Origin of the sequence: Gilliamella sp. Nev3-1 (genome assembly GCF_001690435.1) — a bacterium.
GTDB lineage: Bacteria > Pseudomonadota > Gammaproteobacteria > Enterobacterales > Orbaceae > Gilliamella > Gilliamella apicola_C.
On sequence record NZ_LZHN01000080.1, the window covers coordinates 1 to 11,337 of the forward strand.

Here is an 11,337-nt window from a genome sequence, read left to right on the forward strand (position 1 = left end):
ATCTCTTTAAAAATAGCTTTAGAAAATAATACAAACCAAAGTGATATAATGATAAAAAATGAACTTACCACAATCGTATTACCTTCTTTATTCTTTTCATTAATTTATACTCATTTATATAATAATATCTTTAAAAAATAAAATATTATATTGATCTATAATTTTTACGTGTTGTTTTTTCTTGTTTAAAAATACTACATATTACTATTTATCAAACAAAAGACACATTATTGAATTTCAAGTCAATCCGTTCTTTTTTTAAATAAATCTATACGAGAAAAATATCTGGTAGTGATTGGCAACTCCACCATGCGATTAACCGATCATCTAAGATTTACAGGAAAGTATGATCCCCATAAAAAATGAACAAATACCACCTCTATGATATAACTAGCAATCATAAGGAACACATTATGCGTCAAAAATTCAGTGCATAGTTCAAACAACTATCGGTTGATTATGCATTATCTAATGCGCATTTTTCATTGGCTAAAACCGCTAACTATTTAGGTATTGATAAATCAACGCTAGATAAATGGCTTAGGCAACTTAATCCTAACAAAACCAGTAAACGTGAGCTAACTTGTGAGCAACAAAAAATGATTACGCTAAAAAAGAACACAAAGACTAAAAGTGGCCAATGAAATTGCAAAAAAGGCGCATGTATCTTTATCAACCATCCAAGCCGGTGAAGTACCAATATACGAAACAACATTTGTTGCCATACCCATTACCGCTAGTCTGCCGTCAATTAAAAGTTAGCGTATCAGGTTATTCTGTTTGGCTAAAGCGTGAACCAAAATCAAATGAACTATTTGAGAATATCAAAGCGCTTTATTGGCAACATAAAGCTCGTTTAGATGCACTAAGCTTAGTACATAATATCAGGGACAAGGGCTAGGATGTATCATAAAGAAAGGTTAATAGAGCATGATAAAAATCAGTCAGAAAACCAATTGATTTTATTAGAGTTTTCATTTTGTAACATAATAAAAAATAATCACATTAATTCTTTTGCTACAAACCTATTATTATGATGTGCTGACTAATACATTAAGAATATTAATAAGTATTTAGTTTGTAACTCGCTCAAAAATGCTTTATTTTGTTGTCAATTTCCAAAAGGGGGATTACTACCTAGTGACCAAGAAAACCAATTTTGCAGTGCGGATTTTAAGCAGTTAGTGTTATCGCATAGAATTAACTAAAGTATGAGCCGAGCAGGCAATTGTTGGGATAATGCCGTTGCTGAAAGTTTTTTCATATGTGAAAAACCGCATTATTCATGATGACAAAACACGGGAAGAAGCCAATAAAAGGCTATTTGAATATATTGAACCGATTATAATCAAGTTTGCCGACATTCAACTCATGGTTAGATACCGCCTGAACAATATGAAAAGCAGTATTATCTTAATAACGCATTTATAGAGGCGAGCATTGCCTAATATTTTAGTAAGGAGCACGTTCAAGATAATGAAAAGAAATTTATAGTTATTCATTTAGCTGGAAACCATAAACCTTATAAACTTGGCTATGACGAGTTAGATATTTTAACCTTACCCAATGGCGATGAATATGATTTAACAATCCATCATACAGATAGAGTCATAAAGCAAATTTATATGATTTTGAAAGAAAAATTGGATAACTTTATTCTAATTTATACCCCCTGATCACGGGGAAATTGTTAATCTAGGGCATGACCTGTTAAGACACTCAAAAGAATTTAGCAACCAGTTTGAAATCCCTTTGATGATGTACTCGACTTATGGCAACTACCCATGCCTAGAAATTGAAAACTATCGTAACCCAGATAACATGATAAACACATCTAATCTTGTTTACTTATTAAGTAAATTACTCGGCTACTCCGTTAACATAGATCAATCTTTTATTGAAAACGATTTTATACTATCAGCGGGTGGTCAATCATATGAGTATCAAACTTTCATAAAACAATATCAGCACTGATATTGTTTTTATCTCTTTTTTGGAATAATACTAGATTTAGTGTGTCTAAAAAATTATGTCAATTTCTTAGACAAATAAAACGAGTAAAACTTCAAAGCGGTGATAATTTTTCCCTTTTTCAAACAATATTTGGCGTAATTACGTAACCACGATTTTTTTAAAGATAAAGGTCGTTTTGTTGCTTTCCAAGGCGATAAATCAAAATATTTTTTGAACAACTGAGAATCAAACGTTTGATACCATGGTTTATATCCAGTCACATAATGCAATAATACTGTATAGGGCGCTATCAGCTGTTCTTCTTTGCAAGAAGTGGTTATATGAATTTTTGTATTATATTTAATCGGCAGAAGGCGAGTTTTATTTTCTAATAAAATATTTAAAACATCTTGATCAGCAAACCGATAAATATTTCCATCATTTATCATATTCATACACAAAGATGTCATATTGTTCATGTCCCATTGTTGAGTATTTATTAGCAAAACACCAGCATTAAAATATCTATCAAAGTTTATTTGGTATAAATCTTTTATAGTATTCCTCATCGCACTATCATCAGGTATTACGCCAGCGACATAATTTTCTAATGCTGAATTATATAGTTTACTAATTGATTTTAGGCATAAAATATCACTATCAAGATATAAAAACTTGTCGGTTTGCTCTTTTAAAACATCGGGAATAATAAACCTAACACATGACATAGCAGATAAATAACCTAAAACTAATGTTTCCGAATTAATCTGAAAGTTACTATTTAAGTAATATATTTTTATCGTGCAATTACTACTTACTAATTGCTTAAAATTTTTCAAATTATTGGAAGATATGTTATCCACAAATAGGTGAAAGCATAAACATGTATCTGGGTTATTATAAATAACAGAAGAAATTGTCACTCCAGCAGGCATTGCGTAGTTATCATCAAATGCTAATGCAATATGCATTATATCTGATCTTTGCTGATTTGATTTTGAAAAGTTTTGTACTTTACTAATATAAATTTGTTGATTAGGCATTTGCTATTTTTTATTTAAATAATTTTTTTCCATTCTAAATAAAACATATTTATGTGTAAATTTATTTTTTTAAATTTTTTAATAGGTTAAACACTATATCATTTACCAAAATTATTTGATCTATATTTTGACGATAATTGAATATATAATTGCATACACATTTTATAATTAAAATAATTTACATGTTGAACGTTAACAAATTTATTGATCAAATTTCCCCTCTTATTAATAACAGCAACCCACAATACTCAACACTCAATATTGCTCTAGGTTTCGACGACAATTACGCAATGCCTGCCGGTGTTGCAATGTTATCAGTAATAAAAAACACGCCAAATTATAATCTTCATTTTCATTTATTTATTGATAATGTCTCTGATAAAAATATTGAAAAATTCAAAAAACTAAGCTGTAGTAATGTGTCGATTACGCTTTATTATTTGAATAATAATTTTATTATAAATCCTAAAACACTTGTTTTACATATAACTAATGTATCAACTTGTATTCGTTTTATCATGCCCAATTTACTTTCCTCAATAACTGATAAATTAATTTACCTTGATAGTGATGTAATATGTTTACAATCATTAGCACAAATATTTGAGTACAATATTGAAGATTATATTGCTGGCGTAGTAAGCGATACAAAAGATATGCAACAAACAATAAGTAAAATGTATCACATTGATTCAAAAAAATATTTTAATGCAGGCGTTCTTTTGATAAACACAAAAAAATGGTGTGATGAAAATATTTCTGAAAAGGCGCTAGAATTGATCAATAATGGAAATATATATAAATTTGCGGATCAAGATGTTTTAAACATTTTGCTTGAAAATAAAACACGTTTGTTACCTATAAAATTTAATACTAAAATAAAAATTTCTACTGACGCTCATCAGGAAAAAAATATTAAACCTTATACAGTAATTTTACATTATATTTCACAAAATAAACCTTGGTTTAAAGTATACCTTTCTAAAATATTTGAATATTATTTTCAACTCTCTCCATGGAAAGACGACGAGTTACCATTAAGTGGTAATAGTTCATCAATTAGAAACTATGCTAAATATCTAATGAAGCAAGGATCTTATTGCAAATCTATTTATTACTATGGCGTTTATTTAAAATATAAGTTATTTCTAAAAAAATAGCCATGGAAAAATACTATATGACAAATAAAATAACTGATATTTCTATAATTATCCCTTGTTATAATGTGGAGGACTATATTGCTGATTGCTTGAACTCTCTCATAAATCAAAGCTGTTTACCGAAAGAGATCATTTGTATTGATGATGGTTCAACCGATAACACTCTATTAATCCTTCAACAATATGCATCAAAATGGAGCTACATAAAGATTGTTCAACAATCTAACCTTGGTGTAAGCGTAGCTAGAAATAAAGGAATTGAAATAGCATCAGGCAATTATATTTTTTTTATTGATTCTGATGATATTATAAACATAAATCTATTTGATGAGTTTGCAGCAATATTAAATATAGAGCCAAATTTAGATTTTTTTTATTTTGACTATACCTCTTTTCAAGACAGTAAGACACATCTTAAATCAAGTCAATTCTCGCCTAAAAAACCAAAGTTTTTTAAGTCAGGATTAGATTTATTCAGTTATTTATTAGAAAAAAAGAATTATTCTGGTGTCGTATGGAGATATATATTTAATCAAAAATTATTTAAAGAAAAATTCATTGGAAAAAATCATGAGGATCATCTTATTTCTCTCTCTATTATATCGAAAGCAAAAGCCACATATTATTTAAAAAATAAAGATGCATACTTCCACCGTGTTCGATCTTCCTCATTATCAATGCAAAACATTGACTATTTATATACCAATACATTAAAAAATGTCTTAAACAAATGTATTACAAATATCATTGAATTGCCTTTATCAGAAATAGCTAAACGTAATTATATTTTAGTAATGAATGCAACCTATTTAGAATCAGTATTAAAGTCAAATAAATTACAATCAAAACAAGAAAAAGAAAGTCTTATTCAAGAACTGGGACTGCTAAAGCTACTAATACGAATTTACATCGACAATAAACCTAATATTTTTAGAAATATTCCTTATATTTTAAAATTTATAAAAAATCATCCTTGCCCAATGTCAACCAAACAAGCATTGCTAAAATGCGTAATAACTAAACAACATCCTTGTTTAAATATTAAAAGTAAATTCAAACAATATTCTTCATTAAATAAATTTTAAACTGTAATATAATCATTTAAATATGCAATATTTTCAATCATTAAAATTGCTTTTATACAGTTTTGCATAAATGCTATTTTTATTTAATAAATCTGAATGAGAGCCTTTTTCAATAATTTTTCCTTCATTCATAACTAATATTTCATCTGCATTTTCAATAGTTGACAACCGGTGAGCAATAACGATAGATGTTCGTCCTCTTTGTAGTTCTTCTAAGGCTTTTTGTATTGCTCGTTCTGACTCCGTATCTAGGGCTGATGTAGCTTCATCTAAAATAAGAATTGGCGTATCTCGTAATAAAGCTCTTGCTATTGCAATACGTTGGCGTTGACCTCCAGATAATAATACTCCACTCTCTCCGACTATAGTATCAAAACCCTTTTCTAGTCCTTTTATAAAATCATAGGCATAAGCTTTTTTAGCTGCTTCTTCTATTTGATCTTGAGAATATTCACCAATTTTACCATATGCGATATTATTGGCGATAGTGTCATTAAATAAATGAACATGCTGAGACACTAATCCAACCTGGTTTCTTAAGCAATATAAAGTAAAATCTTGTATATTAATACCATCAATTAAAATTTCACCGTGTGAAGTATCATAAAAACGAGTTAATAGGCTAGCAATTGTTGTTTTTCCAGAACCCGATTGTCCCACTAAAGCAATGGTTTTACCAGCAGAGACAGAAAAGCTAATATTTTGCAAAGCAAGGTCGCTTCTAGTTTCATATCCAAATGATACATTATCAAAAATAATATCACCTTTAACTTTTGCTATATTTAAATGGCCTTTATCATTTTCTATTGGCTGCTCTAATAAGGCAAATAGTGTTTGGCAAGCAGCCATACCTCTTTGAAATCCAGCATTCACACTGGTTAGGCTTTTTATCGGTTGCATCAATGCGACTAATGAAGAAAAAACAACTGTAAATTCACCTGGAGTAATATTCAAATCAGGATTACTTGCAGTTAATAGTACAAATGCAATTGCAAAAGAAATAATAACCTGAACTACAGGAGTTGATAGCGCAGAAATAGAAACCAATCGCATACTATCACGGCGAAATTTATTACTCACTTTATCAAAGTTTTTTGACTCTTCTTCTTGTGCACCAAATATAATAATTTCTCGATGTCCTTTTAACATCTGTTCAACAGACATAGTAATGCCACCCATTGAATTTTGCATATTTTTAGCTAGTTTTCTAAACTTAACAGAAATCAAGGTAATTAAACCAATTACAATTGGTGTAATAATAATCAAAGATAGAGAGAGCTGCCAGCTATTACTAAACATAGTATAAAATAACCCACAAATGAAAGCTGATTCACGCACTATCGTTATTAAAGCATCAGATGAAGAAGATGCAACTTGATCTGTATCATAGGTAATCCTCGATAATAGTCTTCCTGTCGAGTTTTGATCATAAAAACTAACTGGAGCATCAACAAAATGACCAAAAAGCCTTTGTCGAATTTTCATCACTATTTTACCTGAGATTAATGATAGAAAAATAGAATAACCATAATTAGCCACACCTCTTAATAAGACTAGCCCAAAAATATAAAATGGTGCCATCAATAAAAATTCTTGATCATTCATAGAAAAACCTCGATCAAGCAATGGGCGTAGTAATCCAATTAATGAAGTATCAGCAAAAGCACTAGCAATTAATAAAACAACAGACAAGAATAAAATAAACTTATGTTCTGCAATTAATGGCCATAATTTTAAGAAAGTTTTCCATGTTGAAGAATCCTTATCAATATCATTTATGTGTACAAGCTTGCTTTGTTTAGTCATATTATTCATTATATATTAATTTTAAGTATTAAATTGCATTTTATGCATTTGAGCATAAGTTCCATTTAAATTGATTAATGATTGATGGTTTCCATCTTCAATAACTTTTCCATCGTCAATAACTAAAATTCGATCTGCTTTTTCAATAGTAGATAAGCGATGAGCAATTATAATTGATGTTCGGTTTTTTTGTAGAACCTCTATTGCATCTTGAACAAGACGTTCCGATTCATTATCTAATGCTGACGTTGCTTCATCAAAAATCAATATTGGATTATCGCGTAATAAAACACGAGCGATTGCAATGCGTTGTCGCTGACCTCCTGATAATAAAACGCCATTATCACCGACTTCAGTATCAATACCTTGCTCTAATCTATTAATAAATTCAATTGCATTAGCTAACTTAGCGGCTTTAATTATATCATCTCTGCTATAAAGTTCTTTTTCACCATAAGCAATATTTTCCGCAATTGTTCCATTAAATAAATGTACATTTTGAGAAACATAACCAATTTGTTTACGCAATGATCTCAATGTATATTCTTGAATATTTATGGAGTCTAATAATATTTCACCTTGCGAAACATCATAAAAACGAGGAATTAAGCTTGCAATTGTAGATTTACCTGCACCTGAACGACCAACTAATGCTATTGTTTGACCGGCTTTTATCTTCAAAGAAATATTGTTTAAAGCAGGTATATTCCTTGTAGGGTAAGTATAAGTCACATTTTTAAACTCTATATCTCCTTTAGCCCTTTCTACAACAATAGAACCATGATCATTCTCTAGTGGAGAATCCAAAAGATCGAATAATGATTCACATGCAATTGATCCTTTTTGAAGCTCTACATGCAAACTTGTTAGTTCTCTTAACGGTCGCATAACGGCAATCATTGCAGAAAAAACTACAGTAAAAGAACCGGGTGTAATATCTAAATTCTGGCTAGCAACTAAATAAAGTATGAATCCTAATCCTAAGGTGGCAACCAGCTGAATAATTGGTGTAGATAACCTGGAAACAACTTCTATTTTTAACATACCACGCCTAACACAATCTGTAATATAGTTAAAATTACCTTTTTCATATTCTCTAGCATTAAAAATCAATACTTCTTTGTGCCCCTTTAACATTTCATCACTGGCGGTGGTGATTTGTCCCATTCCTTGTTGCATTGATGCAATTGTTTCCCTGAACTTTTTTGCAATAAATTGTGCAATAAAAATGATCATTGGAACCAAAATAATCAGAACTGAGGCTAATTTCCAACTTCCATATAACATAACTATACATAATCCGATCGCATATGCTATCTCACGAATGAGTATAATTAATGCGTCAGATGAAGCTTTTGATAGCATCTGAGTATTAAAAGTAACAACAGAAACAAGATCACCAACAGATTGCTTATCATGAAAACTTATAGGACTTTTGAGTAAATGGTTAAAGATCATTTGCCTAAATTTAGTCACTACCTTTCCTGATAACCAAGCAAGACAATAAGTTGAAGCGTAATTAGATAAGCCTCTTAATAAAATTAAGCCAACAATTGCAATTGCAATTGCAATTAAAAGTGGATAATCCTTGTCCATTAATCCGTGATCAAGCAACGGTTTAGTTAGCGAAATTAAAGTTGCATCTACAACCGCATTGAGTAAAAGCCCTATTACTGCAACAATTAATGCTTTTTTAAATGGGTTAATGAATGGCCAAAGCTTCTTTAATGTCGTAATTGAATTTAATTTTTGAGACATAATAAAATACTTAAACAGTAAAGTTATAGGGGATTATACTACAAATAGAAGTTTACCCGTTAATTTTAACGTAAATTTAATACGACAAATATTAAAATCAAAGAAAAATTAATGACAGTTTTTCATTAACTTTTTTTTATTTTTATTTTAATGCCTAAAAAACAAATAATATAATGCCTATTTGCATCCCAAATGCCCAATAACCGCTGTTTCCTTGTTAAAAAAAATCGATTAACTTCCCCAATTTTGTGATAGTGTTTATTGGATAACGAAATTAAATAATAATCATTAGGAAAATAGCATGTAAGGTTAAATAAATTAACAATCTCTGTTGATTTATTTAAAGCTAATATGCGCTCCTTTTGAGGAAGACATCGTAAAGCTTCATAAATTTTTTGCTGAAATAGATCGACTAATACTGGCTTAAATTTTTCGTGCAACTTCCATTTAAATACAAAACGAAGTAAAAACTCAAAGCACAATAATGGATCTAATTCGTGAAAGGTTTTATGATAGGTTTTACCTTTTTTATTACATTGGCTCATGATAGATCCGGCTCTTATCAGATAATTGTAAAATTTGTCGTTTATAAAAAATGCGGAATCACTCACCAGTGCATAAGACCAAAAAAATGGTCCATCCTCGTACCAAAGCCCCTCTGGAAATTTAATATCATACTTTTTTAGTATTGAAAGTTTGTAAATTTTATTCCATGCACAGACATCCATCTTTGCTACAACATCATTAGATAAGTTAACTAAACCTGTATATTTATGTTCAAAATATCGTTCGTCCTGAATTCGAGCAATATTATCCTCAAAAACAAGCCGTGTAGAAAAATAAACAAGATCTACTTTACCTACGCTAAAATACAATAATGAACTTTCATAGGTATTTAATTCAATAAAATCATCTGAATCGACAAAAGTAATATACTTGCCTCGTGCATTTTCAATACCAACATTTCTTGCTGAAGACAATCCTCCATTTTTTTTACTAATAATTTTAATCCGTTTATCTTCTTCGGAATACTTTCTTAAAATATCAAGCGAATTATCTATCGAGCCATCATTTACACAAATTATTTCAATATTTTTAAAAGACTGATTGATAACACTATCTAAACACTTATTCAAATATTTTCCAGTGTTATATACTGGAATTACAACAGATAAAATGGGGGACATCGACTATAAACCTATCTCAAACAAAAAACAACTAACTAAATATTTTTTAATAACATAAACAATAAATTTTTAATTTAAAATCAACAAATTAGACTTTATGGAACATTCTCATGCTTATAACCTTCTTTTCTAATTTATTGATTTTGTTCTTTACAAGGCAATAAGGAAATAAGCCCAAAATAAAGAAAAAAGCTATCCTTTTATAATATTTACTTTTGGAGTGTTTATATAACGCCTTACTTCTTAGTATTTCGGTTTTTATCACATCAAAATCAGGACCATGTTTATAGTTAATTGGATAGTGGCTTATCTTCTTCTTCATCCAAAAATTTGCCCACCAAACTTCCATACAATAAAAATCATCAGGAAAAATATTTTCATTGAATTCACTATATAAAGACGATGATTTATCAATAACTTCAGGTCTTCCAAAAAAAATAAGATCAGATCCAGCCAAGAAATTGGGATCTTCAACCATATTCCCTCGCCCAAAAGGATTAAACCCATGAAAAATAACATTTTCAGGTATTGCCAATCCAAATTTTAAATAGCAGCTAAGAATACTATCAATTCGAAAAGGAGATTTGAAAAAAATATCAGGCCGAGTAACTATAATCCAATCATAATTAATATCTTTTTCTAATTGATATTCCTTTCTCAACCTGTTAACCATATAAATTGAGTAAGAGTTGTTTAAACATCCTTTTTTAGCTCGAGGAAACCGACCTATTTTCTCAATCAAAACCTCGTTTTGGCAGTCTAATTGTGACTCAATAACTAGTTTCCTAGGTTGATAGAACTTATTAACTAATGAAATATATTCATTAGTTAATAGTTTATCTGTCAAAGCATTACCATTTAGGTTTCGATAATTAATTGTTGAATGATCTAATTCATCCCAAGTATGAATAAAAATATCTATTTTATATCCATCCAACACGTTTTCATCTAACAAATTTCTTTTAAACGAATTAAATGTAAATTCAAACGTCCTTAAATGCCCAAAAAATTGAATGGCAATATGTTTAGTGTTTATCATTAATCAATTCCAGACTAGCTTAATTAATTTTATTGTGCACTGTTAGCCTATTTTAAATTTAGATTTCAATAAACTTAGTATGTTATGTCATATAAAAATTATGTTAATTAAAAAAACCATATTATTTAGGCTTATTTTATCCTTCTTAATAAAGTTATCTTGTGTTTTATTGACCTTATTTTTTCTCTTAATTCTTTTTCAATTTTGCTAACAACAAAATATGGAAGAATACTGATTACAATGCATAATAGTTTAAGAGATTTATACCTTATTTTTAAAATAAATTTTTTAGGAATATAATTTATA

The 11,337-nt window shown here is 29.2% G+C and carries 10 protein-coding genes and 1 pseudogene; 6 read left to right on the forward strand and 5 right to left on the reverse strand.

Annotated elements, in window-relative coordinates; translation table 11 throughout:
• Positions 1-485: 485 nt before the first annotated feature.
• From A9G40_RS15090 to A9G40_RS14820, 4 genes and pseudogenes are all read left to right on the forward strand, one after another.
• Positions 486-644 carry a hypothetical protein gene (locus A9G40_RS15090; RefSeq protein ID WP_176700504.1) on the forward strand — a complete coding sequence of 53 codons (159 nt, stop codon included), beginning with the start codon at positions 486-488 and terminating at the stop codon, positions 642-644.
• Entirely contained in the window at positions 641-901 is a 261-nt protein-coding gene (locus A9G40_RS13065; RefSeq protein WP_065583376.1) for a hypothetical protein, read from the forward strand. Before A9G40_RS15090 ends, A9G40_RS13065 begins: the two co-directional genes overlap by 4 nt.
• Positions 902-1,481: 580 nt before the next feature.
• A pseudogene (locus A9G40_RS15930) lies at positions 1,482-1,676 on the forward strand (sulfatase-like hydrolase/transferase); the annotation flags it as partial.
• Positions 1,677-1,755: 79 nt separating this feature from the next.
• Positions 1,756-1,974, forward strand: coding sequence for a hypothetical protein (locus tag A9G40_RS14820; protein ID WP_141675272.1), 219 nt, complete (start codon positions 1,756-1,758; stop codon positions 1,972-1,974).
• Positions 1,975-2,027: 53 nt separating this feature from the next.
• Here the strand turns inward: A9G40_RS14820 and A9G40_RS13070 are convergent, their stop codons facing one another.
• Positions 2,028-2,996 carry a glycosyltransferase family 8 protein gene (locus A9G40_RS13070; RefSeq protein WP_065583377.1) on the reverse strand — a complete coding sequence of 323 codons (969 nt, stop codon included), beginning with the start codon at positions 2,994-2,996 and terminating at the stop codon, positions 2,028-2,030.
• 182 nt (positions 2,997-3,178) lie between these two features.
• Here A9G40_RS13070 and A9G40_RS13075 point away from each other — a divergent pair, with 182 nt between their 5' ends.
• Together A9G40_RS13075 and A9G40_RS13080 are read left to right on the forward strand one after the other, a co-directional pair.
• Positions 3,179-4,156 carry a glycosyltransferase family 8 protein gene (locus A9G40_RS13075; protein WP_065583378.1) on the forward strand — a complete coding sequence of 326 codons (978 nt, stop codon included), beginning with the start codon at positions 3,179-3,181 and terminating at the stop codon, positions 4,154-4,156.
• A 17-nt stretch (positions 4,157-4,173) separates the two neighbouring features.
• Positions 4,174-5,241 (forward strand): glycosyltransferase family 2 protein, encoded by a 1,068-nt coding sequence (locus A9G40_RS13080; RefSeq protein WP_065583379.1) that lies wholly within the window; start codon positions 4,174-4,176, stop codon positions 5,239-5,241.
• A gap of 33 nt (positions 5,242-5,274) precedes the next feature.
• On the opposite strand, the gene msbA (A9G40_RS13085) is transcribed toward A9G40_RS13080, so the two are convergent.
• The 4 genes from msbA (A9G40_RS13085) to A9G40_RS13100 all read right to left on the reverse strand — a co-directional run bounded on the left by msbA (A9G40_RS13085) (position 5,275) and on the right by A9G40_RS13100 (position 11,031).
• Positions 5,275-7,047, reverse strand: a complete 1,773-nt coding sequence (msbA, locus tag A9G40_RS13085) for a lipid A ABC transporter ATP-binding protein/permease MsbA (protein ID WP_065583380.1) — start codon at positions 7,045-7,047, stop codon at positions 5,275-5,277.
• 21 nt (positions 7,048-7,068) lie between these two features.
• A complete protein-coding gene (gene msbA / locus A9G40_RS13090) occupies positions 7,069-8,805 on the reverse strand; it encodes a lipid A export permease/ATP-binding protein MsbA (RefSeq protein WP_065583381.1) in 1,737 nt (578 codons plus the stop codon).
• A gap of 125 nt (positions 8,806-8,930) precedes the next feature.
• Positions 8,931-9,992 (reverse strand): glycosyltransferase family 2 protein, encoded by a 1,062-nt coding sequence (locus A9G40_RS13095; protein WP_065583382.1) that lies wholly within the window; start codon positions 9,990-9,992, stop codon positions 8,931-8,933.
• 88 nt (positions 9,993-10,080) lie between these two features.
• Positions 10,081-11,031 (reverse strand): DUF7796 domain-containing protein, encoded by a 951-nt coding sequence (locus tag A9G40_RS13100; RefSeq protein WP_065583383.1) that lies wholly within the window; start codon positions 11,029-11,031, stop codon positions 10,081-10,083.
• Positions 11,032-11,337: the final 306 nt, after the last annotated feature.